Annotated in this window: 27 protein-coding genes, 1 pseudogene and 1 riboswitch; of the genes and pseudogenes, 8 read left to right on the forward strand and 20 right to left on the reverse strand. The window is 63.5% G+C overall.

What is annotated here, in order from left to right:
• Positions 1 to 32: 32 nt before the first annotated feature.
• Both CNQ84_RS08985 and CNQ84_RS08990 read right to left on the reverse strand, forming a co-directional pair.
• Entirely contained in the window at positions 33 to 1,040 is a 1,008-nt protein-coding gene (locus tag CNQ84_RS08985; RefSeq protein WP_096004544.1) for an adenosine deaminase, read from the reverse strand.
• Positions 1,041 to 1,763: 723 nt separating this feature from the next.
• Positions 1,764 to 2,423: a glutathione S-transferase family protein gene (locus CNQ84_RS08990; protein WP_096004545.1), complete on the reverse strand. Its 660-nt coding sequence runs from the start codon at positions 2,421 to 2,423 to the stop codon at positions 1,764 to 1,766.
• A gap of 150 nt (positions 2,424 to 2,573) precedes the next feature.
• On the opposite strand from CNQ84_RS08990, the gene CNQ84_RS08995 reads away from it, so the two are divergent.
• Both CNQ84_RS08995 and CNQ84_RS09000 read left to right on the forward strand, forming a co-directional pair.
• Positions 2,574 to 2,816, forward strand: a complete 243-nt coding sequence (locus tag CNQ84_RS08995; protein WP_096004546.1) for a TIGR02647 family protein — start codon at positions 2,574 to 2,576, stop codon at positions 2,814 to 2,816.
• Between the two features lie 8 nt (positions 2,817 to 2,824).
• Positions 2,825 to 5,665 (forward strand): class I adenylate cyclase, encoded by a 2,841-nt coding sequence (locus CNQ84_RS09000; RefSeq protein ID WP_096004547.1) that lies wholly within the window; start codon positions 2,825 to 2,827, stop codon positions 5,663 to 5,665.
• Between the two features lie 2 nt (positions 5,666 to 5,667).
• On the opposite strand, the gene CNQ84_RS09005 is transcribed toward CNQ84_RS09000, so the two are convergent.
• Positions 5,668 to 5,850 (reverse strand): DUF1289 domain-containing protein, encoded by a 183-nt coding sequence (locus CNQ84_RS09005; RefSeq protein ID WP_096004548.1) that lies wholly within the window; start codon positions 5,848 to 5,850, stop codon positions 5,668 to 5,670.
• Positions 5,847 to 6,182 (reverse strand): iron donor protein CyaY, encoded by a 336-nt coding sequence (cyaY, locus tag CNQ84_RS09010; RefSeq protein ID WP_165771259.1) that lies wholly within the window; start codon positions 6,180 to 6,182, stop codon positions 5,847 to 5,849. The genes CNQ84_RS09005 and cyaY overlap by 4 nt, the downstream gene beginning before the upstream one ends.
• A gap of 131 nt (positions 6,183 to 6,313) precedes the next feature.
• On the opposite strand from cyaY, the gene lptM reads away from it, so the two are divergent.
• From lptM to CNQ84_RS09040, 6 genes are read left to right on the forward strand one after another with little or no spacing between them, the layout of a single operon-like run.
• On the forward strand, positions 6,314 to 6,451 hold the full coding sequence (gene lptM, locus CNQ84_RS09015; protein ID WP_096004550.1) for an LPS translocon maturation chaperone LptM: 138 nt from the start codon (positions 6,314 to 6,316) through the stop codon (positions 6,449 to 6,451).
• Between the two features lie 7 nt (positions 6,452 to 6,458).
• The gene (gene lysA / locus CNQ84_RS09020) at positions 6,459 to 7,712 is read left to right on the forward strand and encodes a diaminopimelate decarboxylase (RefSeq protein WP_096004551.1); all 1,254 of its coding nucleotides are present in this window, start codon (positions 6,459 to 6,461) and stop codon (positions 7,710 to 7,712) included.
• A 1-nt stretch (position 7,713) separates the two neighbouring features.
• Positions 7,714 to 8,544, forward strand: a complete 831-nt coding sequence (gene dapF, locus CNQ84_RS09025) for a diaminopimelate epimerase (RefSeq protein ID WP_096004552.1) — start codon at positions 7,714 to 7,716, stop codon at positions 8,542 to 8,544.
• On the forward strand, positions 8,541 to 9,242 hold the full coding sequence (locus CNQ84_RS09030) for a DUF484 family protein (protein WP_096004553.1): 702 nt from the start codon (positions 8,541 to 8,543) through the stop codon (positions 9,240 to 9,242). The genes dapF and CNQ84_RS09030 overlap by 4 nt, the downstream gene beginning before the upstream one ends.
• On the forward strand, positions 9,226 to 10,149 hold the full coding sequence (gene xerC / locus CNQ84_RS09035) for a tyrosine recombinase XerC (protein ID WP_096004554.1): 924 nt from the start codon (positions 9,226 to 9,228) through the stop codon (positions 10,147 to 10,149). Before CNQ84_RS09030 ends, xerC begins: the two co-directional genes overlap by 17 nt.
• A complete protein-coding gene (locus tag CNQ84_RS09040) occupies positions 10,146 to 10,856 on the forward strand; it encodes an HAD family hydrolase (protein WP_096004555.1) in 711 nt (236 codons plus the stop codon). Before xerC ends, CNQ84_RS09040 begins: the two co-directional genes overlap by 4 nt.
• Positions 10,857 to 10,884: 28 nt before the next feature.
• On the opposite strand, the gene CNQ84_RS09045 is transcribed toward CNQ84_RS09040, so the two are convergent.
• The 16 genes and pseudogenes from CNQ84_RS09045 to CNQ84_RS09125 form a co-directional block, all read right to left on the reverse strand.
• Complete coding sequence (locus CNQ84_RS09045) at positions 10,885 to 11,208, reverse strand: hypothetical protein (protein WP_096004556.1); 324 nt, start codon at positions 11,206 to 11,208, stop codon at positions 10,885 to 10,887.
• A 107-nt stretch (positions 11,209 to 11,315) separates the two neighbouring features.
• Complete coding sequence (locus tag CNQ84_RS09050; protein WP_096004557.1) at positions 11,316 to 12,158, reverse strand: ABC transporter ATP-binding protein; 843 nt, start codon at positions 12,156 to 12,158, stop codon at positions 11,316 to 11,318.
• A gap of 4 nt (positions 12,159 to 12,162) precedes the next feature.
• Positions 12,163 to 13,005, reverse strand: a complete 843-nt coding sequence (locus CNQ84_RS09055; RefSeq protein WP_096004558.1) for an ABC transporter permease — start codon at positions 13,003 to 13,005, stop codon at positions 12,163 to 12,165.
• Complete coding sequence (locus tag CNQ84_RS09060; RefSeq protein WP_096004559.1) at positions 13,002 to 13,760, reverse strand: hypothetical protein; 759 nt, start codon at positions 13,758 to 13,760, stop codon at positions 13,002 to 13,004. Before CNQ84_RS09060 ends, CNQ84_RS09055 begins: the two co-directional genes overlap by 4 nt.
• Positions 13,757 to 14,539: an N-acyl homoserine lactonase family protein gene (locus CNQ84_RS09065; RefSeq protein ID WP_096004560.1), complete on the reverse strand. Its 783-nt coding sequence runs from the start codon at positions 14,537 to 14,539 to the stop codon at positions 13,757 to 13,759. Before CNQ84_RS09065 ends, CNQ84_RS09060 begins: the two co-directional genes overlap by 4 nt.
• A complete protein-coding gene (locus CNQ84_RS09070) occupies positions 14,536 to 15,183 on the reverse strand; it encodes a cysteine hydrolase family protein (RefSeq protein WP_096004561.1) in 648 nt (215 codons plus the stop codon). Before CNQ84_RS09070 ends, CNQ84_RS09065 begins: the two co-directional genes overlap by 4 nt.
• Before the next feature lies 1 nt (position 15,184).
• The gene (locus tag CNQ84_RS09075; RefSeq protein WP_096004562.1) at positions 15,185 to 15,955 is read right to left on the reverse strand and encodes a creatininase; all 771 of its coding nucleotides are present in this window, start codon (positions 15,953 to 15,955) and stop codon (positions 15,185 to 15,187) included.
• A gap of 31 nt (positions 15,956 to 15,986) precedes the next feature.
• Complete coding sequence (locus CNQ84_RS09080; RefSeq protein ID WP_096004563.1) at positions 15,987 to 16,742, reverse strand: SDR family NAD(P)-dependent oxidoreductase; 756 nt, start codon at positions 16,740 to 16,742, stop codon at positions 15,987 to 15,989.
• The gene (locus CNQ84_RS09085) at positions 16,742 to 17,527 is read right to left on the reverse strand and encodes an SDR family NAD(P)-dependent oxidoreductase (RefSeq protein ID WP_096004564.1); all 786 of its coding nucleotides are present in this window, start codon (positions 17,525 to 17,527) and stop codon (positions 16,742 to 16,744) included. The genes CNQ84_RS09080 and CNQ84_RS09085 overlap by 1 nt, the downstream gene beginning before the upstream one ends.
• Positions 17,528 to 17,529: 2 nt before the next feature.
• The gene (locus tag CNQ84_RS09090) at positions 17,530 to 18,555 is read right to left on the reverse strand and encodes a fatty acid desaturase family protein (protein WP_096004565.1); all 1,026 of its coding nucleotides are present in this window, start codon (positions 18,553 to 18,555) and stop codon (positions 17,530 to 17,532) included.
• A 52-nt stretch (positions 18,556 to 18,607) separates the two neighbouring features.
• Complete coding sequence (locus CNQ84_RS09095) at positions 18,608 to 19,615, reverse strand: ABC transporter substrate-binding protein (protein ID WP_096004566.1); 1,008 nt, start codon at positions 19,613 to 19,615, stop codon at positions 18,608 to 18,610.
• A 55-nt stretch (positions 19,616 to 19,670) separates the two neighbouring features.
• A riboswitch (guanidine-I (ykkC/yxkD leader) is annotated at positions 19,671 to 19,775 on the reverse strand.
• A 217-nt stretch (positions 19,776 to 19,992) separates the two neighbouring features.
• A complete protein-coding gene (locus CNQ84_RS09100) occupies positions 19,993 to 20,418 on the reverse strand; it encodes a secondary thiamine-phosphate synthase enzyme YjbQ (RefSeq protein WP_096004567.1) in 426 nt (141 codons plus the stop codon).
• A gap of 26 nt (positions 20,419 to 20,444) precedes the next feature.
• Entirely contained in the window at positions 20,445 to 20,906 is a 462-nt protein-coding gene (locus CNQ84_RS09105; protein WP_065335639.1) for a hypothetical protein, read from the reverse strand.
• A gap of 61 nt (positions 20,907 to 20,967) precedes the next feature.
• Positions 20,968 to 21,708, reverse strand: coding sequence for a glutaredoxin family protein (locus CNQ84_RS20340; protein WP_112220867.1), 741 nt, complete (start codon positions 21,706 to 21,708; stop codon positions 20,968 to 20,970).
• Between the two features lie 151 nt (positions 21,709 to 21,859).
• Positions 21,860 to 22,579 (reverse strand): annotated as a pseudogene (locus CNQ84_RS20755) (copper resistance protein B).
• Positions 22,576 to 23,280: multicopper oxidase domain-containing protein (locus CNQ84_RS09125; protein WP_165771260.1), on the reverse strand; the 705-nt coding region annotated here is incomplete at its 5' end. The gene CNQ84_RS09125 and the pseudogene CNQ84_RS20755, both read right to left, overlap by 4 nt.

The following is a 23,280-nucleotide window of genomic DNA, read 5'->3' on the forward strand; positions in this document are numbered from 1 at the left end:
CGGGGCACGGCCTGCCGTGCCCCGCTCCCGCCTCAGGCCGCTTCGGCCAGTTTCGCCAGCCACGTGGCCTGCTCGGCTTCACTCAGCAGACTCGCCGTGATGCTATTGCGCGCCAGCGCGACAGCCTGCTCGCGGGTCATGCTCAGCGCATCGCGCACGGCCTCGAAGTTGGCCAGCAGGTAACCGCCAAAGTAGGCCGGATCATCCGAGTTGATGGTAACCTTCACGCCCTGTCCGAGCAGCTCAAGGATGTTGTGCTCGGCCATGTCGGCAAACACCTTCAGGCGCGTGTTCGACAGCGGGCACACCGTCAGCGGCATCTGCTCGGCAATCAGTCGCTGCACCAGCGCCGGGCTTTCAACGCAGCGCACACCGTGATCAATACGCATCACCTTGAGCAGATCCAGCGCCTGCTCGATGTACTCGGCGGGGCCCTCTTCGCCGGCGTGGGCAACGCACGCAAAACCGGCCTCGCGCGCCATGGCAAACACCCGCTCGAACTTGTCCGGCGGATTGCCCTGCTCGGAGCTGTCCAATCCAACAGCCACAAAGTGCTCGCGCAGCGGCAGCGCCTCTTGCAGCGTGGCAATGGCGTCCTCTTCGCTTAGATGCCGCAGAAAACTGAGAATCAACCGTGAGCTGATACCCAGCTGGGCCTGCCCGTCAGCCAACGCACGGGAGATGCCGGCCAGCTGCAGCGCGATAGGAATGCCGCGTACCGTGTGCGTCTGCGGATCAAAGAAGGGCTCGACGTGTACCACACCATCCGCCGCGCAGCGCTGCAGGTAGGCCCAGGTCAGATCATAGAAATCCTGCTCGGTGCGCAGCGCATCAGCGCCCTGATAATAGAGATCGAGAAATTCCTGCAGGTTGCCGAACTCGTAGGCGCCGCGCAGCGCCTGAACATCGGCGTAGGGCAAGGTGATGCCGTTGCGCTCGGCCAGGGCAAACATCAGCTCGGGCTCGAGGCTGCCCTCAAGGTGCATATGCAGCTCGGCCTTGGGCAGCGCACGGAGAAAATCGGTATCGGGGAAGGACATAGGCAACTCCTGGAATCCTGCTGCACGAACGTGCAGTTCATGCAGCAAAGGATATGCCAAGCGCGGGTTTGCTGTCCTCAAATAAGGCGCTTCGCAGGCGCCCGATTAAGGCGACAAAAGATGGCAGCGTGGCAACTTGCCGAATGCTCGGCAGGTGGAGTGTGCACACTGGGTTCGTCCCGTTTACGCGGGCGAGTAGCGCAGGGCTGACGAGAAAAAGAGTCATAGGATGTCTGAGGCTCGAAGAGCCGAGTTTTATGACTACCTCGCCGGCCACCCCCGTCCAACCGAGCAACGCAGCGAACCCGAAGGGCCGCGTAGTCGGGTGCCCCGGGGGATTCAGGGGCAGTAATAGTCAACTCCACATGCTCTCTGGCGTTCAGGCCGGGATGCAATCAAGGCGTGGTTTCGAAGGCATGTCTAGACCTGTCGAGAAATCACAACACAGAGTGCATCCCGGCCTGAACGCCCCGAAGGGCGGGCGCTCAAGCATGTATCTGCTGCGTTGCGCTGCTTGCCAATAGAACCACTATTGGCTGCTCATCGCGCCTTGTATCTGCATGCTTGAGCACTCGCAGAGGGCGTGTGGAATTGGCTATTACTGCCCTTGGGGGGCTGGGCAAGCAGCCCCCCTTGGCTCGCCGTAAAAGGCGAAAGGCGCGCTCAACATCATCTCAATGGCAAAAAAGGCGAACCGATGTTGGCCGCTTGGCGCGCCCCAACTTACTTACGAGCCCGAATCGCCGCCATAAACGCAGCCATTTCAGCATCGCGGTCGGCGGCCACTTTCTGCACGTTGGGGTTTTGCGCCAGCAGCTCCAGCAACGCAGCCGCCTGCGGCAGTTCCGCCTTGAGGTCAATGTCGAACAGCTTCTGCGCCACCGTGGAGGCCAGGTCAAAGCTGTACAGCAGGAAAATATCGGCGATGGTCATTTCATTGCCTGCCACATAGGGCGCAAAGCGGCCATGTCGCGCCAGGGTTGCCACGCCGGCCAGCAGCTCGACCCGCGCCTTGTCCTTGATCGCCTGGTCTACCTTGCCGCCAAAGAACACCTCCATAAAGCAGGAGCGCGCCGGCAGCTCGATATACAGCTCGATTTCCTTGGTCAGCGCACGCACCACGCCACGCTCATACGGATCGCTCGGCAGCAGCGACTTGCCGCCCTGGGTCTCTTCGATATATTCGAGGATGACGTTGGTTTCGTTGAGAAAACCCTGTGCGGTTTCCAGCACCGGTACCTTGCCGCGCGGGCTCTTGGCCAGGAAGTCGGGGTCCTGACTGCCGTGCACGTTGACGACCTCAAACTCGACACCCTTTTCCAGCAGCGCCAGCTTGGCCATGTTGAAGTAGTTGCTTGCTGCGAAGCCGTGTAGTCTGATCATCCTGTTGTTCTCCATTGTTAGGCGGACGGGAGGGCATAGGCTGAGTTGTAACCGCTCAGGCGATAATTCTCCAGCGTCATCAGGCCCCTGAATGCGCCGACAATGACGCCCGGCTAGACTGAACTGCACACCCGACAAGAGGCACCATCAATGCTGACACCCGATGAAATAGCCGAAATCAACCTGCTCTGCCAGTTCAACCTGGGCAACTCCCAGGAAGGCCTGAAAATCCACAGTCACGAAGCCGACCCCGCCACCGTCGCGGCGTCCGAGCGCCTGTTCGCCAAGGGGCTGACGACCCAACCCGACGGCGGCTATCTGACCAGCCTGGGCCTGGACGCCGCCGAGCATGCTCAGACCCTGCTCACTATCCTGCGCACGCCGAGGTCCTGAAGCGCGCCATGCAGCAGCACGGTGAAATTCAGCCACGGATTGACGAGGGCATTGACCGCAAGACCCTGAACACCCTGCGCAAACGCTTTATGGCGGTCAACGCCACACGCCTGCGCAGGGTGCTGCAGGCACTGCCAAGCCGTCAGTACAACGTGCTGCAACTGCTGCCGCTGCTGTTCGACGTCAACTATCCACTGCTGCCCGGCTTTGTTTCACGCGAGACACCCTGCGGCCTGCACGGCTTTGAGCCGGACAGCAGCCGCCTGCAGATCGCCCAGAGCCTGACCCGCAGCTTTCAGTACCGCCGCCACCCTGCCGGTTTCAGTGGCCAAATTCATGGCCTGTATCTGATGGGCAGCGGCGGCACCATCGGCCAGTCCGAGCAGAGCGATCTGGATATCTGGGTCTGCCATGCCCCCGAGCTGGATAGCCGGCAGATCGAAGAGCTGGATCGCAAGTGCCAGCTGATCAGCGAGTGGGCCGCCGGTCAAAACAGCGAAGTTCACTTTCACCTGATCAACCCGGCCAGCTTCGCCCAGGGCGAGCGCGACAATCCGCTAGGTATCGAGGACTGCGGCAGCACCCAGCACTACCTGCTGCTGGACGAGTTTTACCGCACCGCCATCCGCCTGGGCGGCCGCTTTCCCCTGTGGTGGCTGGTGCCGGTCTACGAAGAGGCGCGCTACCGCGATTACACTCACCAATTGATCAGCAAGCGCTTTATCCGCGCTGATGACTATCTTGATCTGGGCCACGTTGCGGCCATCCCCGCCGGCGAGTTTGTCGGCGCGGGCCTGTGGCAGCTGTTCAAGGGCATCGAGTCGCCCTACAAGTCGGTGCTCAAGCTGCTGCTGACCGAGGTCTACTCCAGCGAGCACCCGCGCGTGCGCTGCCTGAGCCTGGACTTCAAGCAGGCGGTATTTGCCGGCAAGCCGGACGAGGATGAGCTGGACCCCTACGTCATGCTCTACCGCCGACTGGAGCGCTACCTGCTCAGTCGGCAGGAGAACGAACGCCTGGAACTGATCCGCCGCTGTCTGTATATCAAGGCCAACGTCCGTCTGAGTCGGCGCAGCGGGGTGCTGGACTGGAAGCGGCAAATGATGGAACGGCTGGTGCGCGAATGGCACTGGGGCACGCGCCAGCTGCAGCAAATGGATGACCGCCGCCAGTGGCGCATTCGCGAAGTGGCGACCGAGCGTCGCCAACTGGTCAACGAGCTGACCCACAGCTATCGGCTGCTATCGCAGTTTGGCCGCAGCCAAGGGGTGATCAACGCGGTCAGCGCCCGCGACCTGTCGCTGCTGGGCCGGCGCCTCTACGCCGCGTTCGAGCGCAAGGCCGGCAAGATCGAGTTTATCAACCCGGGCATCAGCCCGGACCTCAGCGAAGCACTGCTGACGCTGGCCTGGAGTGCAGGCACCGACGACAACCCGCCCAGCTGGAGCCTGTACCGCGACGGCCTCAGTGCCATCGAACTGAGCGATCACCAGGCGCTCAAGCGCAGCCTCAACCTGCTGGAGCTGCTCGCCTGGGGACACCGCAACGGGCTGATCGACAGCGCCACGCGCTTTGTCCTGCACCCCGGCGACAGCGCGCTCAGCGAGTACGAGCTGAGCAGCCTGGTGCAGAGTCTGCAGCAGCAGTTCCCGCTGCCGCTGCCGGCACTGACCGAGATTGCCCTGTCACGCGCCAGCGAGCCCTGTCGCGTGCTGCTGCTGGTCAACGTCGGCCTGGACCCGCTGCCCGGCAGCAGCCAGAAAAACCTGCACCTGATCAGCAGCCACACCGACGCCCTTGGCTACTCCGGCCTGCGGGACAATCTGATCCAGCGTATCGACCTGGTCACGCTGAACAGCTGGAACGAGCTGCTGGTCACCCAGTACGAAGGCGAAGAAGCCTGCATGCAGGCACTGCGCGACTATCTCAATGGCGGTCGTGAGCACCAGCGCCTGCCCGAGCTGGCGGTACGCTGCTTCTGCCGCAACCGCGCCAGCGCCATCGCCGAGCGGGTCGAGCGGCTGTTCGGCAGCGCGGCCCAGCACCTGCTGGGAACACCGCCGGCGCGCTTCATGCTGCAGCTGCAGAGCGCGTTCAGAGTGCTTGAGTGGCAGGACGAGCAGATCGGCATGCAGGCACTGGAAGACCGCGACCAGCTGCTGCGCTACCTGGGGCGCTCGCGTCCACGCCATCAGCGCCTGGTGCTCGACGACTATGCCCTGCAGGGGCAGGATCTGGCGCTGATTCTGCAACAGGACCAACCGGGCCGCGTCCAGCTGTTCTACCGCCTGCGCGCCAACTGGCAGGCCGAGATCAGTCTGCTGGATGAGCGCGGCGCGCTCTGGACCAGCCAGCAGGGCTATCGCGACGAACAAACCCTGCTGCTGCCGCTGTTACGCTTTCTGCGCAGCATTCAGCTACGCCGCCAGGCGGGTGAAAGTCTGGCTCGCAGCATCGACGAAGGCGAGCCCGAGCTGCACAGCATCCTGCCCGCCCAGGACGGTCATCCGCTGCGGCTGGAGCAGCGCGCGCTGCCGCGCGGCGGCCTGGATGCCGACATCTACGCCGTGCAGGCAATTGCCGAACCCGGCGCCGGGCGGCGCCTGCGGGTGACCATCTTTTGCGACCATCGCGAATTTTCCGAGCTGGAATATGGCCCCCGGCTGTACACCGAGGTGGCGCAACATATCCTCAGCCGCCGTCGCGACCGCGAGCCCTATCCCTGCTATATCACCGACCTGGACCTCTCGGCGGTGGACCCGGGCGGGCGCATGCAGACCGTGCAGTACCTGCGTTACCGCCAGCAGCTGGAAAGCGCCTTGAATGACGCCATGCAGGCGCTGGGCTGAGATCAGCTGCGGCGACGCAGCGCTTGCCGCCTGGCAGCGGCTTCGATGATATCGCGCTGGCGTCGGTCGCAGGCGCCAGCCCATTCGATGATTTCACTCAACAGCCGGCCACAGCCCAGACACACCTCGCCGTCCAGGCAGCATTTGCGTACGCAGGGCGAAGGCTGGCTGCCGCGCGGAGTCACAGCGAGTCCGCGTCGATATCCAGCTCCAGTTCCTCGCCGCTGATATCTTCCAGCACAGCGGCCAGCACCTCGCCCAGCGTGCCCTCGCCACTGTCGTGCAACCAGCCCTGCTCTGCATCGAAGTTGAAGTGCAGGGTACGTTCCGGCGTTGCCAGCCACAGCTCGCGCGAAGCCGGCTGACGACCAACGGCCAGCCGCTGCCCCTCGGGCAGGATCAGCACCAGTGAGCCGTCAATATGCTCCATCTCCAGATCCAGGTCGCCATCATCCAGGGCGTGCTCGATCAGGTCCTGTACGCGGTCTACCGCCTGGTGAAAGCTTGCTTCGCTCATGTCCTGCATTGTCTGTCTCTCATCTGACTCTGGCGTCTGCGCGCCGTTTTCTGGCCGCCGGGTCGCTGGCTAATGCGTCGGACCGGGTGGCTGGGTATACTGCCGGGTATTCTACCTGTAAGGATTTCAACATGAAGCCATTCGCTGCGGCCCTGTTCACGTTGCTGGTTCTGACCGGCTGCGGGCAGAAAGGCCCCCTGTATATCCCCGAGGACACGGCCAGCGCGCCTGCCCAGACCGAGAACGCCGAGCAATCGACCCAGAAGTGATGCCCCAATGACCGCGTTTGAATACCGCAACGGCGAGCTGCACGCCGAAGGCGTTGCCCTGTCGTCGATTGCCGAACAATACGATACACCCTGTTTCGTCTATTCCCGCGCCGCCATCGAGCAGGCCTATGACGCCTGGGACAGCGCGCTGGACGGTGTGCCCCACCTGGTGTGCTTTGCCGTCAAGGCCAACTCCAACCTGGGCGTGCTGAACCTGCTGGCCCGCCGTGGCGCCGGCTTCGACATCGTCTCCGGCGGTGAGCTGGAGCGCGTACTGGCCGCCGGTGGCGAGCCCTCGCGCATCGTCTTCTCGGGCCTGGGCAAGACCGCCGCCGAGATGCGCCGCGCGCTGGAAGTCGGCATTCACTGCTTCAACGTCGAGTCTGCGGCCGAGCTGGAGCGCCTGCAGCAGGTTGCCGCCGAGCTGGACATCAAGGCGCCGATCTCCCTGCGCGTAAATCCGGATGTGGATGCCAAGACCCACCCGTACATCTCCACCGGCCTGAAGGAAAACAAATTCGGTATCGATATCGCCCAAGCGCCGGCCGTCTATCGCCGCGCCGCCGAGCTGAGCCATATCGACATCTGCGGTGTGGACTGCCACATCGGCTCCCAGCTGACCGACGACACGCCCTTCATCGACGCGCTTGACCGCCTGCTGCAACTGATCGACAGCCTGGCCGCCGACGGCATCACCATTCGCCATCTGGATCTGGGCGGCGGTCTGGGTGTGACCTACCGCGACGAAACGCCACCAAGCCCCGGTACCTATCTGGCTAAGGTGCGTGAGGCGCTGGCCGGTCGCAACCTGACGCTGGTGTTTGAACCGGGCCGCTCCATTGTCGCCAACGCCGGCGTGCTGCTGACCCGCGTCAACCTGCTCAAGCCGACCGAGCACAAGAACTTCGCCATCATCGACGGCGCCATGAACGACCTGATCCGCCCGGCCCTGTACAGCGCCTGGATGGGTATCGACGCGGTCAAGCCGCGCAGCGACGTGGCTGTGGACACCTGGGACCTGGTGGGCCCGGTCTGTGAGACCGGTGATTTCCTCGGCAAGGACCGCGAACTGGCGCTCGCCGAAGGCGACTTGCTGGCCGTGCGTTCCGCTGGTGCCTATGGTTTTGTCATGAGTTCGAACTACAACACCCGTCCGCGGGCGGCTGAAGTGCTGGTCGACGGCGACACGACCCACCTGGTGCGTCGCCGCGAAACCGTCAGTGAGCTGCTGGCCGGCGAATCCTTGCTGCCCGAGGCCTGAGATGCTGCTGCGATTTACCAAGATGCACGGGCTGGGCAACGACTTTATGGTCATCGACCTGGTGACCCAGCACGCCCAGCTGTCAGCGCGGCAGATTCGTCAGTGGGCCGACCGCCACACCGGCGTTGGCTTCGATCAGCTATTGCTGGTCGAGCCACCGACCACGCCCGATGCCGACTTTCGCTATCGCATCTTCAATGCCGACGGCAGTGAGGTGGAGCAATGCGGCAACGGCGCACGTTGCTTTGCGCGCTTTGTGCAGGACAAGCGCCTGACCGCCAAGCAGGAAATTCACGTCGAAACCGCCGGCGGCCCTATCGTGCTGCGCATCAACCGTGACCGCCAGGTCACGGTGGACATGGGCGCGCCGCGCTTTGTGCCCGCCGAGGTGCCCTTCCAGGCCGACGCCGAAGCCATCGACTACACACTTGAAGTGGCCGGAGAAACCCTGCAGGTAGCCGCCGTCTCCATGGGCAACCCGCACTGCGTCACCCTGGTGCCCGATGTGCAGGACGGCACGCTGGAGCGCCTGGGCGCGCTGATCGAGGCGCACCCGCGCTTCCCGCGCAAGGTCAACGCCGGCTTTATGCAGGTGGTCGACCGCCAGCACGCCCGGCTGCGCGTGTACGAGCGCGGCGTGGGTGAAACCCAGGCCTGCGGTACCGGCGCCTGCGCCGCTGCCGTCGCCGGGATCCGTCTCGGCCTGCTGGACTCACCCGTACAGATCGACCTGCCCGGCGGCCGTCTGCAGATCGAGTGGGGCGGCCCAGGCCAGCCCGTGCTGATGACCGGTCCGGCCACCCGGGTCTACGAGGGACAGATTCGCGTATGAAAGAGCAACCGCCCCATCCTGACGAACTGGAAGCCGCCCGCGTCGTAGAGTTTCTGCAACGCCACCCGGCCTTCTTTGTCGAGCACGACGAGCTGCTGGCCGACCTGATCGTGCCCCATGAAGCAGGTCACGCGGTGTCGCTGGTCGAGCGGCAGGTCAAACTGCTGCGCGAACGCAACATCGACGTGCGCCACCGCCTGAACCAGCTGATGGACACCGCGCGGGAAAATGACCGGCTGTTCGACAAGAGCCGCCGGCTGATTCTCGGCATGCTCGAGGCGCAGAGCCCGGATCAAGTCGTGGCGACACTGGAAGACAGCCTGCGCACCGACTTTCAGGTGCCCTTTGTCAGCCTGATCCTGTTTACCGAAGCGGACCGCTACAGCAACGCCCATTGCGTTACCCACGCCGCCGCCAAGGAAGCCATCGGTCACCTGCTCGACAGCGACAAACCAGTGGCCGGCGCGCTGCGGCCGGCGGAGCTGAACTTCCTGTTCGGCGAGCACGGTGAGCAGGTCGCATCCACCGCGCTGGCGCCCATCCGCTACCAGGGATTGCACGGCGTGCTCGCACTGGGCAGCGAAGACGCCCAGCAATACCGCAGCGCCACCGGCACCCTGTTCCTTGGCTACGTCGCCGACGCGCTGGCCCGCGTGCTGTTGCGCCAACGCCCCCTGGCCGATGAAAACCACGCCTGAGCCGGCCGGCATCGCCGACCCTGACATCAGTGCGTTCCTCGACCACCTGCGCATCGAGCGCAGGCTGTCGCCGCGCACGCTGGAGGCCTACCGCCACGACCTGATAAGTCTGGATCAGCACCGCGCCGCGCGCGAGCTGCCGGGCTGGGACCGGCTGGACACCCAGCACCTGCGCCACTTTATCGCCAGCCAACACCAGCAGGGTCTGGCCCCCCGCAGCCTGCAACGCCTGCTCAGCGCCATCCGCAGCTTCTACCGCTTTTTGCAGCGCGAGGGGCGTGCACAGCAAAACCCCGCGCTGGATCTGCGCGCCCCCAAGGCCGCACGCCCCCTGCCGCGCACGCTGGATGCCGACCTGGCCGCCCAGCTGCTCGACAGCCCGGGCGAGGACGACTGGCTCGGCCGCCGCGACCAGGCCATGCTGGAGCTGTTCTACTCTTCCGGCCTGCGGCTGTCCGAACTGGCCGGCCTGGACATCGCCGACCTCGACCTGCAGCAGGGCGAGGTCAGGGTGACCGGCAAAGGCAACAAGACCCGCGTCTTGCCCGTCGGCCGCATGGCGCGCCGCGCCCTGCAGGACTGGCTTAGTGTGCGCCCAGCCAGCGACCAGGCAGCACAGCCGCTGTTCGTCAGTCAGCGCGGCAGCGCGCTGACTCCGCGCGCCATTCAGCTGCGCCTGCGTCGGCATGGCGTGGAGCGCATCGGCCAGCACCTGCATCCGCACATGCTGCGGCATTCGTTCGCCAGCCACATGCTGGAGTCTTCCGGCGACCTGCGGGCGGTCCAGGAGCTGCTGGGCCACGCGGACATAAGTACCACGCAGATTTACACTCACCTTGATTTCCAGCACCTGGCCCAGGTGTATGATCAGGCCCACCCCAGAGCCAAACGCAAGGCAGACAAATGATTCAGCTGGTGACCTTTGACCTCGACAACACCCTGTGGGAAACCGAATCGGTGGTGGCCAACGCCGAGCGGGTGCTGGCCGACTGGCTCGCCAAACAGGCGCCGGACTACGCCGCCGCGCGCGATCTGGACGCACGCAAGGCCCTGCTGGCCGAGGTGCTGGATGGCGACCCCGACCTGCGCCACCGGGTGACGCCACTGCGCATCGCGGTACTGGAACTGGGTCTGCGCAAGGCGGGATACCCGGCAGACGAAGCCCAACGGCTGGCACGCGCCGGTTTCGAGGTGTTCATTGATGCTCGACATCGGCTGGAGTACTTCCCGCATATGGAGCTGGTGCTGCAGCTGCTGTCGCAGCAATACCGGCTGGCCTGCATTTCCAACGGCAACGCCGACGTACGCCGGCTGGGGCTGGATCGCTATTTCAGCATCATCGTGTCAGCGGATGAGGTGGGTATCAGCAAGCCGGACCCGGCACCCTTCCTGGCGGCGCTCGACAACGCCGGGGTCGAGCCGCAGCAGGCCCTGCATATCGGAGATCATCCGGGGGACGACATCCAGGGGGCCCTGGATGTGGGCATGCATACCCTGTGGTTTAACCCACAGGGCAATGCCTGGACGGGCCAGCAACGGGCCCATGGCGAGGTGCGCTGCCTGAGCGAGATTCCGCCCTGGCTGAACCGCTACCAGCGTTACGCCAAACGCTGAACGGGCACGGCGGCAAGGCCCGATTCAATCAGATCGGGCGGCTGCCGTACTTGTTTTCAGGCTTTTTCGGCGGATCGGAGACCACGTTGTCGTCGATCTGCTGCACCTTGCCACCGCGCGCCATGAACTCTTCGATCTGACGGGCCAGCATTTCCCGCTCACGCTCCTTGGCTTCCATCGAAGCACCTTCGAAGTCATCGCTGGCTGCGGCCTTCTTCTTGCGCGACTTGCTGCTGACATCGGCACCATCATCGCCGTCATCAACATCGTCGCTGCCGTCTGTCACATCGTCCTGATCGTCGACCTCGGAATCGTCCATCCCATCCAGATCGTCGTCCAGATCATCACTCATGCCTGAATCCTCACAGTGGAAAACAGGCTATATATAGTTCATCGAGGGGATTTGGCTAGTCTCCGGAGAAAATTTTTTTCGCCTGTACCGCCTGCCCTAGAGCCGGATCACAACCCGGCCCCTTCACTCAAACGCGCCAGTTGATCCAGGTCGGTCTGCAGCCCGGAGGTTTCGCGGATGCGAGTCAGAATCTCGCGTTTCAAGGCGATAAATTCCGGCTCCAGCTTCATGTCCTGATGCCGCACCTTGGGCAGCGGCACCTCGTAGATACTGTCGATCCGGCCGGGGCGCGGCGCCATCAGCACAATGCGGGTACCCAGGTAGATCGCCTCTTCCACGTCGTGGGTGACAAACAAGATGGTGCTCTTCTCCAGCCGGTGCACGTGCAGGATCAGGTCATGCATCACCTCACGGGTCTGCGCGTCCAACGCGCCGAACGGCTCATCCATCAGCAGAAAGTCCGGCCGTGGCATCAACGCCCGGGCAATCGCGACGCGCTGCTGCATGCCGCCGGAAAGCTGGCTGGGGTAGGCGCCGGCAAAGTTCTTCAAGCCCATCAGATTAAGCAGCGCATCGGCCCGGCCGCTGGCGGCTTCCACGTCAGACTGGCTGTGTACCGAGTCAGAGATGACCTTCAGCTGGCGGCAGAACTTGATGTTCTCGGTCACCGTCAGCCAGGGGTAGAGACTGTAGTGCTGAAACACCATGGCGCGGTCAACGCCGGGGCCGTCAATCGGCTCGCCGCGCAGCTGAATGTCGCCGCTGCTGTGGGTTTCCAGCCCGGCCATAATGCGCAGCAGGGTCGACTTGCCACAGCCGGAGGCGCCGACAAAGGTAATGAACTCGTTAGGCTCTACCTCAAGGTTGACGTCACGCAGCGCCTCGATGGTCTGGTTGCGGGCAGCAAACTGCTTGCCCACGTTGCGAATGCTGATGCAGGACTGATCCATGAGCTTACCTCTTCTGCCAGTGGAAGGCGCGGCGACCGAGCCAGCGGAACGCCTGGTCGGTCAACAGACCGATGAGGCCGATCAGCAGGATGCCGGCGAAAATCTTGTCGGTGTGCATGTAGCGCTGGGCGCGCAGGATGGCGTAGCCCAACCCCGAGTTGGAGGCCACCAGTTCGGCCACTACCAGATAGGTCCAGGCCCAGCCGCAGGTAATGCGCAAGGTGTCGAGCAGCGCCGGGCGCGCCGAGGGCAACACCACCAGACGGATAATCTCGCTGCGCGAGGCGCCCATGGTCTGCGCCGCTTCGATCTGCGCCATCGGCACCCGGCGAATGTCTTCGGCCGCCATCAGCACCATCTGAAAGAAGGTGCCGATAAAGATGATCAGGATCTTCGAGCCCTCGCCAATCCCTACCCAGAGCATGACCAGCGGAATAAAGGCAACCGCTGGCATGTAACGGATAAAGTCGATCAGCGGCTCCAGCGTCGCCTGCACCGGCTTGTAGGTGCCCAGGTACAGCCCCAGCGGCAGGGCAATCATTGCCGACAGCACAAAGCCCGCCATCACCCGGTAGACGCTAATCCAGATGTCATCCCACAGGCCCTCTTCCTGCCACCAGCTGACCACGCGCTCCAGCACCGCGCCGGGGCCCGGCATGAACAGCGGATCGTTGAGGCCAAGGGCGCTATACAGCCACCAGATGAAAAAGGGCGCTGACAGGCCAAAGGCCGTCAATAGAGCGCTGGTGCGGGGCGACAGGTTGCCGCGCACGGCCCACCAGCGCGAGCGCGGCTTGCGCGTGGCCTCAGCCGCGCGGCTTTCAGGTACGGGGGCTGGTGCATTCATACCAGTGTCTCCTCGGTCAGGGGCTGCAAACTAGGTAAGGGCGCCGGACGCCAGCCATGTTCGGGGGCGTGAACACCCAGCCAGGCGACCGGCAAGGCGTCCCAGTGCGCCGCGTCGGCAGGGACGGAAAACAGACTGCCGCTGGCCGCCGGCAAGGTGCTGAACAGAGTCTGCCAAGGCCGCTCGGCACCGCTGATACGGCCAAAGGTCAGCTCACACCCGAGCAGATGTTCGGCATTGCCCGCGTTCTCGTGCTGCAGATAAGTGAGCAGGGAGCGGCCCGGCGCCAAGCGCTCCGGGCGGTCAGCGGCAAAGAAGAAGTAATCACCAGCGCGCAGCAAACAGGCCTGGCGGCCGGAGCCACCAGCGCTCTGCAGCCATAACTCGGCGACCGGGCCACGCGACGCTGGCAGCCGCTGCCAGATTTCCAAGTAGCTGTCGTCGAGCGCGGTCTCGTGTACCTCTTCACTGCTGACAAACTGCATGTTGCCGATATCGGTGCCGCTGTCGGGATGAAAATCGATGATGCGGTGCCACTGGCAGCGGCCAAGGCTGGCTTCGGTCAGCCCGGCAAAGCCCGCCTGGGCTGCGCGCTCATGCGGCAGCTTTGGCGCAGGATCAGGGATGCGCAGGTCCGCGTGCAGATGCGCGCTCTGCAGCCAGAACACGCGGGTGGTTGTGTCTTCGGTGCCGTCCGACATCCGCAGCAGGGTGCGCTGCCAAACACCGTGATAAGCCTCTGGAACGGCTTTCATGCGTGGTACTCCGGGAAGCGTTTGAGGGTGCGCCAGAACGCCATGTCGTGGTTCGGCCAGAGGTCTGCACCGGTCTCAGTGGCGATGCGCTTGAGCTTGCGAATGCTGTCCAGCGCCATGTCCTCGCGGTCGCGCCAGCACAGGCCGGGGGCAATTTCGTCATCAAGGTTTTCAGTCAAATCGGCGGCATCACCGGTGAGAATCACCGGCGCACCGGTTGGCAGCTCGATCATCAATGACATGTGCCCGGCGGTATGACCCGGCGTGTTGATCGCCCGCAGCCCCGGCAGCAGGTCGTACTCATCCTGCTGCAGGCGCCAGCGCACATTGCCGGCAAAGTCATCGGCGAAGTAGGCGTCATCGGCCGGTTCACGGGCGGCGTGCAGTTCGTCTTCGTGCACATGCACTTCGGCGCCGCAGACGTCGCACAGGCCGCCGGCGTGATCAAAGTGCAGGTGGCTGAGAAACACCATGTCGATGTCGTTGCAGGTCAGCCCGAGCTTGGCCAGATGCGCTTCCAGTCGCTGCTCTTCGCTCATCTGCGGCGGCCCCATGGGAAACGCCACCGGGTCGTACCAGCGGGCGCGCAGCGTTGGATCGCTCAGCTTGTTGTAGTCGCAGCCGACGTCGAACAGCACCCGGCCCTGTCTGGTCTCGATCAGAAAGGCCAGAATCGGCGCCTCGATCTGTACGCCGTGGCCACGGCCACGGGTCGAGATCGACTTGTCGTAATGGTGCGTCGCGGTCAGCAGCGGCCAGAGTTTCTGTACCTGGGTCATGCCGCCTCCCGCAGGGCGCTGAGCAGCGCTGCGCTGTCGCACACCTCGCCAAAGATGCCGCCTTCCACGTTGATCATCGCCAGCGCCGCCGCATGCAGCTCGGGGTGCGCGGAGGCGCAGGCGTCACTCACGGTCAGGCAGTTGAAGCCGCGATCGATGGCGCTGCGCAAGGTAGAGCTGACGCACACCTCGGTGGTCACCCCAGTGATGATCAGTGTCTCGATGCCGCGCGTGCGCAGGATCAGTTCTAGGTCGGTGGCGGCAAAGGCGCAGTAGCCGGGCTTGTCGATCACCGGCTCACCAATCTGCGGCTGCAGTTCGTCGATCAGGTCATGGCCGTACTCACCACGCACCAGCAAGCGCCCCAGCGGGCCTGCTGCACCAATCGGCGCGCCACTGCGCTCGGCGCGGATGCGCTTCCACTCAGGCAGGTCAGACAAATCCGTGCGGTGCCCTTCACGGGTGTGCACCACCAGCAGGCCCGCCGCCCGCGCCGCAGCCAGCAGGCGCTGCTGGGCCGGGATCGGCGCGCGCAGGCACTGGATATCCAGCCCGGCCTGATCGGCATAACCACCGGGGGCGCAGAAGTCGCGCTGCATGTCGATCAGCAGCAGGGCAGTACGCGATGGCAGCAGCGGCAGCATCTCAGGCCTCCAGCTTGAATTCGTGGCGTACGGCGGCGGTGATGCCGGTGGCGATGTCGTCCGCCATGCGCGCGCCCTTCTCGGCGGTCGAGCCCAGCGCCGAAGACAGCACCCCGGACGGCGGGACCCACTCGGTGCGGGTCGGATACATGTCATAGGGCGGAAAGTCCGCCGGCGGGTCGTTGGGAATTTTGTCGAGGCTGACCAGATGCGGCAGGTAATGCAGCATCAGCGAGGTTTCGATCACCGCCGCGTGCTCCAGCGCAAAGCCTGGGAAGCCGTCGGGGAAGATATCTTCCAGCGTTTCTTCACGGCAGAAGTCCCAGTGCTCCAGACGCATGACTTCCAGCTCGCAGCCTGGCCCGAGCTCACGCAGCGCCAGCTGAATACCCTCGGTGACAAACCAGGTGTTCTCGTAGTGACCCAGCACCAGCACCAGACGCTTGACGCCGTGGCGGGCAAACTCGCGTACCGCGTCCTGCACCAGCGCAATCAGGGTCGCGCCATCGAGACTGGTGGTACCGCAAAAATGCTGGCCACCGCCGCACTTGGGCTGCGACTTGTAGCCGTAGGCCAGCGCCGGGGCGACGATGCCGCCAATCTGCGCCGCCACATCGGCGCTCAGCGCGGTCGACAGCAACGCATCGGTGCCCAGCGGCAAATGCGGCCCGTGCTGCTCGGTCGCGCCGCAGGGCAGAAACACCACGGCGCCCTGTTCAACACGCTGCTGGTATTCGACCCAGCTGATCTGATCCATATGTACGCTTGTCATGGGCATTCCTCTTGAAGTGGCAGGGCAGCGCTCAGCTACCCATCCAGGCACCACCATTGGCGCCCAGCGTCTGTCCGGTGAAAAAGCTCGCCGCCGGCGACAACAAAAAGCACACCGCTGCCGCAATCTCTTCGGGCTGACCAAGGCGCGCCGCCGGGATGGCCAGCTCCTTGGCAATCCACTCCTCGCTCATGTGCTCCAGCGACACCATGGCGGTTTCCACCGGGCCGGGGGCCACCGCGTTGATGCGAATCTGCGGCGCAAACTCGCGCGCCAACGCCTTGGTCATACCAATCACACCCGCCTTGGCGGTGCAGTAGGCCACGTAGTTTTCGCGCCCCAGCTGACCCAGCTCGGAGGCGATATTGACGATGGCGCCACGGCCCGCGCCGCTCATGCTTTCCAGCGCGCAGCGGCAGCAGCGATAGACGCCATCCAGATCGACCGCCATGATCCGTCGCCAATCCTCTTCCGAGGTGTCCAGAAAGGACTGCTCCTGAATAATCCCAGCGTTGTTGACCAGGCCGTGCAGCGGGCCGGTGGCGGTGATGCAGGCGAACATTTCCTCGACCGCGTCCGGGTCGCTGACATCCGCCTCAATCGCCACCGCCTGGCCACCGGCCGTGCGAATCTGCTCAACCAGATCAGCGCTGGCACCGGCCTGGCCCAGGTGGTTGATCCAGACCTCCGCGCCCTGGCCTGCGAGCATCAGCGCACAGGCGCGGCCGATGCCGGTCGCGGCGCCGGTGACCAGAATGCGCTGGCCCGACAAATCAACCTTCAACATCAATGCATGACCTCCCCGCGACTGACCACAATGGCCTGCCCGGTAATGGCGGCCGAGGCCGGCGCGCCGAGAAACAGAAAAGTACCGGCCAGATCGGCCGGGGTAAGCAGTTCGGGAATCGCCTGCGCGGCGAGGATGTGTTCCAGCTCCTCTGCCTCGCTGCGGCCGCTGCCCTGGGCCATGTTGCGCAGGGACGCCATGGCCGCGTCGGTGCCGACCCAGCCGGGGCAAACCGCGTTGACGCGAATACCCTGCGCGCCCAGCTCCCACGCCAATGAACGGGTCAAACCGATCACTGCGTGCTTGCTGGCGACATAGGCGGAAAACCCGGCCACCGCGCTCAGCCCCCAGATCGACGACTGATTGATCACGCTGCTGCCCTTGCCGAGCAGTGGCAGCAGCGCGCGAGTGAGGCGCAGCATCGACACCACGTTGTTATCGAGCTGCATCTGCCAGCGCCGATTGGCATCGGCGGCGGCATCCTGCAACGGCGTCGGCTGTTCCATGCCGGCGTTGTTGATCAGCACATCCACCTGCGACTGACGCCGGCCCAGCTGACTGGCGTAGTCGGCCACCGCTGCGTCATCGTTCAGGTCCAGCACCCGGCCGTGCACCTGCGTCAGCACTGCAAGCTGCTCAACCGTCGCGGCCAGCGCCTGGGCATTGCGGTCGACCAGCTCCAGCCGCGCGCCCTGTTCGGCAAAGGCCTGCGCCAGGCCCAGACCGATGCCACTGGCGGCGCCGGTAATCACCACAGTGCGGCCCTGATAATCCAGTGTCTGCATGCTCACACCGCCGTCAGGAAGGACACGCCCACCGCACCGTAGAAGTTCTCGGCACGTTTGGGGCCATCGACAAACACGCCGTAGTCATCGCTCAACACGCGGCGCACGCGATGACGGTGGAAGCTGCTGAGCAGTTCACTCATCGGCACCACCTGGCGGTAAGCGTCGCCGTACAGCTCTTCGTGCAACTTGGGCAGGCGATACCAGGGCGCCACCGGCTTCTCGTGGTGGGCGTTGTGGTAGGCAAAGTTGAGCAGCAGCAGGTTGAGCGACGGCCAGCGCAGCGACACCACATTGCTGAAGGTGTTGAGCTGCTCGTAAGCGCGGTCACGCAGCTTGTCGGCCGGGATCTTGCCGTCTTCCTCCAGCACGGCGAAGGCGTCATACGTGTGCTGATAGGCATCGGCAAAACGCAGCACGGTGACCATGATCAGCCAGGCAACGCAGTAGAGCACCAGCGCGCTGAACGAAAGCCAGCCGAGCACGGCAAACAGGGCCGCGCGAATCAGCAGTACGGTCAGCACCTTGCCGCGACGGGCACGGTGTTTCTCGCTCTTGCTGATAAACGGCAGCAGCACCACATAGAAGTGCATGATCAGCTCCACCGCCGGGATATACGCCCACTCAAGGGCCAGAATCAGTTTGCGTACCCAGCTCGGCAGGCTGTTGATAAACACCTTGCTGTCGAAGGTGATGACGTCGGCACGGTCGACGTGATGACGCATGTGCTTGCGGCGCAGATCCTGAAAGTCGGCGTAGCAGCCGCCGGTCATCCAGCTGAACACCTCGCCGGCCAGCGCGTTGTGCGCAGGCTTGCTGAAAATAGTGCCATGGGCAAATTCGTGAATCAGGTAGGCGCCGATGATCATCGCGTGCGCCAGCAACAGCAGCCCGCCCAGCTTGGCCAGCCAGAACGGCGTCAGCAGCAGGCCAAGGCCAACCAGATAGCCGCCGACGCTGTAACCAATCGCCAGGCTGTTCCAGACCCGGCCATCGGCATAACGATAAAGTGGTTTGGACGTGGACATGATTCCTCCGCAAGTCCGGATCAGGGCAGGCGCAATGCGCCTGCACCTAGTCTTACTTGGTCAGTTCGTTGACGAAGCTGGCATCGAAGGTGTCGGCAAAATCCGGGATCGCCGGAATCTGCTTGTTCTTCAGCAGCAGGTCAGCAATCACCGCGCCACTGCCGTAGAAGGAGGTGGTTTCGGTGGACTCAACAAAGTTCCGGCCCATCTCGGCCAGCGGAATGTTGTAGACGCCTTCCATCTGCTCCAGCGCCTCGGCACCGCTCACGCCCAGCACCTTGCCGATGATCTCGGCGCTTTCTTCCGGGTGGGCCTGCATGTATTCCAGACCGGCCTGATAGCCCTTGATCATCGCGGTGATGGCTTCCGGGTTTTCCTCAATCTGCTCTTCGCTGAAGGCCAGCACGTCGGTGATCAGGCCCGGAGCATCCTTGGAGGAATACACCACGTGGAATTTGTCGCCGCCGCCCATGGCGAGGATCTGCGACACGTTCGGCTCGTAGGTCACACCAATCGGCAGGCTGCCGGAGGCCATAGCGCTGGGAATGCCTTCGGGGGTCATGTTGACGGACTGAATGTCGCCCTCGCCCATGCCGTTGATTTGCAGCGCGTAGGCCAGCAAAAAGTCAGACGGCGACAGCGGGTTAAAGCCCACCTGCTGGCCCTTGAAGTCGGCCACAGAGGCGATGGATTTCTCGGCGACAATGGCGTCCCCGCCGTAGGAGAAGTCGATGGGCATGACCACGCGGTGCGGCAGGCCCTTGGCCACCGAGCCAACTACCTGGTCGTAGGTGAGCATGGCGCCGTCCACGGCGTTGCCGGCCATGGCGGACGGCAGCAGCGCCGGGTCATTGAAGAATTGCAGCTCTACATCCAGACCGAACTGGTCGTACAGATCGAGTTTGTCGGCAACATAGAACGGACCGTAACCGGCCCAGACAACGGTACCGATGGTCATGGAGTCAGCAGCCTGAACGGCAACGGGAGACAGAGCGGCAGCGGCAGCCAGACTGATGCCGGCCAGGGACTTGCGGACAAAGCTGAAGCGTGGGGCGGTCATGGGTACAACTCCTACACAGTGAGAAAAGGCGCACGGGGACAACGTCGTCATGACGGTCTCCCGGGCTTTTATCCCGCCGTGTAGCCCTCATTCCTTGAGAGCCGGAAAACTCTCGGACCAGACACTTGCTGCGCAAGCCGGAACCCTAGTTCGCCTAAGTACCACTCCAGTGTGTGATGCGTCATGAGTCAATGACGACTCATCCCGTTTCACTGATGCTTAATGCACGCTTGGTGCCAGCTTTTCGATAAATATCGGAAATGGCCCGTTTTTCAGCCAGTTGCGGGCAGTGCAGGCGTTGCTGCCTGGCTAATTCCCGCCTTGAGCTCCGCCACTTTCGCCCTGATTTGGGGCGGCCGCCCCGTGATGCACCGGGTTCAGTCGCATTGCCCCTGCAGCGTGGCCAGCACCCGGCGACTGCCGGCATGCTCCCGGTGTTCCCCGAGATAGAGACCTTGCCAGGTGCCAACGGCGAGTCTGCCCGCAGTTACCGGCAGGGTCAGTTGCACACCCAGCAGGCTCGACTTGATATGCGCTGTCATGTCGTCCGGGCCTTCGTAGGTATGCTTGAAGTAGGGGGCGTCATCCGGCACCGCGCGCCGGAAGAACGCCTCGAAGTCGCCGCGTACCAGCGGATCGGCGTTCTCGTTGACAGTCAGCGACGCCGAGGTGTGTTGCAGCCACAGATGCAGCAGCCCCACGCGCACCTCGGTCAGCTCTGGCAGCGCACGCAGAATCTCGTCATCGATCAGATGAAACCCGCGCGCACGGGGCTTGAGGCGAATTTCTCTCTGCAGCCACATTTACCTTCACCGCTCCCGGCCAAGTCTCAAAGATCCTGGCCGCGCTGGACCTGCTCGGCCAGCCGCAAGGTTTCATGCTCTTCCATGGCCAGCAGATCCTGCATGAGCTCGCGACCACCCGCCGTTTCCGCCCGGCCCTGCAGGTAGCGATACAAGTCCAGCGCATCGTTGTGCAGGTCAAATACCATGGTGCACAGCGCATCGTAGTCCAGCCCGGCAAAGCTGGGCCGGGTATTGAGCAGGCGCACGCGCGGGTTGTCGGTAAAGTAGTCGTAGACCCAGCTATCGAGCACCTTGATATCGGCCTGCTGCTCAAAGCGCAGCACCATCTGCTGCATGCGGCGCTCGTGCTCGGCCAGGTACTGCAACAGCGCGCGCATGCGCTCGCCGGTCCCGCTGTCCGCGGCGCCAGCCTCCAGGCTGCTGGCCAGATGACCGTGCAGCTGCTGTGTCCACTCAATCAAATCGCGATAGGTTTCCGCCTTCATCAAGCCTCCTGCGGTCGTGCAACAAGTGTGCATGTCGAGGTGTCAGTGTATGCGTCTGGAACTACTTGATCAGCATCCAAATCGCCATCCCCACCATCATCAGGTTTTCGGTCAGCGAAATGAAACCCAGCGGCACGTTACTGTCGCCACCCACGCAGGCACACTTCAGCTCGCGTCGCTCGACATACACCGCCTTGAATACCGAGACCGCGCCGACCACCCCGATCAGCATAGCCACCGGAATGGCCAGCCACAGCAGCGCACCGGCAATCATCAGAATACCGGCCAGTGCCTCGCCGAAGGGGTAAAGATAGGCATAGCGCACCCAGCGCTGCGCCAGCAGGTCATAACCGAGAAACATGTTGGAGAAGCTTTCAAGGTCACGTAGCTTGAGTATCGCCAACACGCACATCGATATAGCGACGAACCATTCCAGCGTGCGCACACCGAATAACGTACCCAACGCGGCCCAGCTGACACCCAACGCCATCAGCGCCGTGCAGGCAAAGACCGCGATAACCGGCTGATAGGTCACCTCATCCGCTTCCTGAACCGGCTTGCCGAAGTACCGTCGCAGCTCGTCGTAGCCGCCGATGCGCTTGCCGTCGATAAAGGCCTGCGGCGTGGTATCCACGTCGTATTCGCGCTGAAATGCGTCGGTTTCCTCGCGACTGGTCAAGTGATGGTCTTGCACCTTGAAACCCTCACGCTTGAGCAGATCGAGGGACTTTAGCCCGAAGGGGCAAAGGTGGTTTTTCATCACCATGCGATAGAGTGTCGCTTCATGCGGTCGATCCGTCATCGGGTCACTCCTGCTGTCCGGTTTGTGTCATCTGGGCAGTGCCTGCACCGGCTGGCACAACGCCGCCCCAGCGGCACAGAACACGATCACCCTGACCTTGCGACTGCGCTACCGGCTGCGAGGTTCCAGCCGGCGACGCAGCACTGCGTAGCTAGAACATCAGCCTTACGCCCGCGACCGCAAACCAGCCGTCGCGATCTTCACCGTCCTGCACGGCAAAGTCGGCGCTGCGCCCGAAGGCCCGTTCGTAGTGCACCCCCACATAAGGCACGACGGCACGATCAACCAGGTCGTAGCTCAGCCGCAGGCCGGCTTCCATACCGCTGAGACCACGACCAACCCCAACTGCTTCGTCATCCGAGAGGGCGGCATCGAACTCCAGCTCCGGGGTCAGATGCAGGCGGTTGGTCAGCAGCAGCTCGTATTCCAGCGCGAGATCCAGCGACAGATCGCCGTGCTCGCTCAGGTAGAGATTACTATCCATCTCCAGCCATTAGGGCAGCAGACCATTCAGGCCGACAAATGCGTACTGCCGGTTCTCACCGTCTGGGGTATCAAAGCGCAGGCCGCCGCGCAGATCGATAAAGTCGCTGACCGGGGTTTGCAGCGCGAGACGGTTGTCCAGCGTCTCCCAACTGTCGTGATCAAAGCTGTATTCGGCCTCGCTCAGCCAAAGCGCTTTCAACTCATCGGTGCCCCACCAGGCTTCGGTGCTCCAGTATCCAAGCTCCTCGCCACTGTCGCCATAGCGGTATTCCAGCGCGTCGGCCTGCAGGCCATAGAAATAGCCGTGGTGCATGGAGTGACGCATCTGCTCGGCTGCTGCCGACGCCGAAGCCATCAGCAGCAACGGGATCATCAGGCGCTTCATGAGTCATCTCCTTCAGGGCCGCCTTCGACAATGACGGTGCGGAACATCCCCGCCGCCGCGTGATAGGACAGGTGGCAGTGGAAGGCCCACTTGCCCGGTGCGTCGACCTCGGTCTCCATGTAAACGGTGGTGCCGGGCGCCACGCTGATCACATGCTTGACCGGGTTCCACTGGTCAGCGCCCACGTCGAGGATCGACCACATGCCGTGCAGATGCATGGGGTGGGTCATCATGGTTTCATTGATGAACTTGAAGCGCACCCGCTCGCCGTACTGCAGGCGAATCGGTTCAGCGTCCGACTCCTTGATGCCGTTGATCGACCAGATATAGCGCTCCATATTACCGGTCAGCCGTAACTCGATCTCGCGGGTGGGTTCGCGATCTTCATATAACGGCTTTTGGGCGCGCAGGTCGGCATAGGACAGGAAGCGACCGTCGTTATAGGCCTGGGGAATGAGGCCACTGCCTTGGGCGTAGAAGGGATCAGCGGGCAGTGCTGCGGCCTCGCCATGGTTCATGTTGCCGTGATCCATACCGGTCATATCGCCGTGGTTCATCCCGCTGTGATCCATACCGGCCATGTCGCCGTGGTTCATGCCGCTGTGATCCATGCCGGCCATATCACCGTGGTTCATGCCACTGTGATCCATGCCGGCCATGTCGCCGTGACTCATGCTGCCGTGGTCCATACCGGCCATATC

The organism is Pseudomonas abyssi (assembly GCF_002307495.1).
In the GTDB taxonomy this organism is placed as follows: domain Bacteria; phylum Pseudomonadota; class Gammaproteobacteria; order Pseudomonadales; family Pseudomonadaceae; genus Halopseudomonas; species Halopseudomonas abyssi.

Bases quoted from the DNA above. Each gene is read 5' to 3' on its own strand.
- CNQ84_RS09000 (WP_096004547.1), top strand. From the start codon at position 2,825: ATGCAGCAGCACGGTGAAATTCAGCCACGGATTGACGAGGGCATTGAC.
- CNQ84_RS09070 (WP_096004561.1), bottom strand. From the start codon at position 15,183: ATGCTGCCGCTGCTGCCATCGCGTACTGCCCTGCTGCTGATCGACATG.
- CNQ84_RS09105 (WP_065335639.1), bottom strand. From the start codon at position 20,906: ATGAAGGCGGAAACCTATCGCGATTTGATTGAGTGGACACAGCAGCTG.
- lysA (WP_096004551.1), top strand. From the start codon at position 6,459: ATGACCGCGTTTGAATACCGCAACGGCGAGCTGCACGCCGAAGGCGTT.
- CNQ84_RS09045 (WP_096004556.1), bottom strand. From the start codon at position 11,208: ATGAGTGATGATCTGGACGACGATCTGGATGGGATGGACGATTCCGAG.
- xerC (WP_096004554.1), top strand. From the start codon at position 9,226: ATGAAAACCACGCCTGAGCCGGCCGGCATCGCCGACCCTGACATCAGT.
- CNQ84_RS08995 (WP_096004546.1), top strand. From the start codon at position 2,574: ATGCTGACACCCGATGAAATAGCCGAAATCAACCTGCTCTGCCAGTTC.
- CNQ84_RS20340 (WP_112220867.1), bottom strand. From the start codon at position 21,708: ATGACGGATCGACCGCATGAAGCGACACTCTATCGCATGGTGATGAAA.
- lptM (WP_096004550.1), top strand. From the start codon at position 6,314: ATGAAGCCATTCGCTGCGGCCCTGTTCACGTTGCTGGTTCTGACCGGC.
- CNQ84_RS08990 (WP_096004545.1), bottom strand. From the start codon at position 2,423: ATGATCAGACTACACGGCTTCGCAGCAAGCAACTACTTCAACATGGCC.
- CNQ84_RS09055 (WP_096004558.1), bottom strand. From the start codon at position 13,005: ATGAATGCACCAGCCCCCGTACCTGAAAGCCGCGCGGCTGAGGCCACG.
- CNQ84_RS08985 (WP_096004544.1), bottom strand. From the start codon at position 1,040: ATGTCCTTCCCCGATACCGATTTTCTCCGTGCGCTGCCCAAGGCCGAG.
- CNQ84_RS09080 (WP_096004563.1), bottom strand. From the start codon at position 16,742: ATGTTGAAGGTTGATTTGTCGGGCCAGCGCATTCTGGTCACCGGCGCC.
- CNQ84_RS09060 (WP_096004559.1), bottom strand. From the start codon at position 13,760: ATGAAAGCCGTTCCAGAGGCTTATCACGGTGTTTGGCAGCGCACCCTG.
- cyaY (WP_165771259.1), bottom strand. From the start codon at position 6,182: ATGAGCGAAGCAAGCTTTCACCAGGCGGTAGACCGCGTACAGGACCTG.
- CNQ84_RS09065 (WP_096004560.1), bottom strand. From the start codon at position 14,539: ATGACCCAGGTACAGAAACTCTGGCCGCTGCTGACCGCGACGCACCAT.
- dapF (WP_096004552.1), top strand. From the start codon at position 7,714: ATGCTGCTGCGATTTACCAAGATGCACGGGCTGGGCAACGACTTTATG.
- CNQ84_RS09095 (WP_096004566.1), bottom strand. From the start codon at position 19,615: ATGACCGCCCCACGCTTCAGCTTTGTCCGCAAGTCCCTGGCCGGCATC.
- CNQ84_RS09040 (WP_096004555.1), top strand. From the start codon at position 10,146: ATGATTCAGCTGGTGACCTTTGACCTCGACAACACCCTGTGGGAAACC.
- CNQ84_RS09085 (WP_096004564.1), bottom strand. From the start codon at position 17,527: ATGCAGACACTGGATTATCAGGGCCGCACTGTGGTGATTACCGGCGCC.
- CNQ84_RS09030 (WP_096004553.1), top strand. From the start codon at position 8,541: ATGAAAGAGCAACCGCCCCATCCTGACGAACTGGAAGCCGCCCGCGTC.
- CNQ84_RS09050 (WP_096004557.1), bottom strand. From the start codon at position 12,158: ATGGATCAGTCCTGCATCAGCATTCGCAACGTGGGCAAGCAGTTTGCT.
- CNQ84_RS09075 (WP_096004562.1), bottom strand. From the start codon at position 15,955: ATGACAAGCGTACATATGGATCAGATCAGCTGGGTCGAATACCAGCAG.
- CNQ84_RS09100 (WP_096004567.1), bottom strand. From the start codon at position 20,418: ATGTGGCTGCAGAGAGAAATTCGCCTCAAGCCCCGTGCGCGCGGGTTT.
- CNQ84_RS09090 (WP_096004565.1), bottom strand. From the start codon at position 18,555: ATGTCCACGTCCAAACCACTTTATCGTTATGCCGATGGCCGGGTCTGG.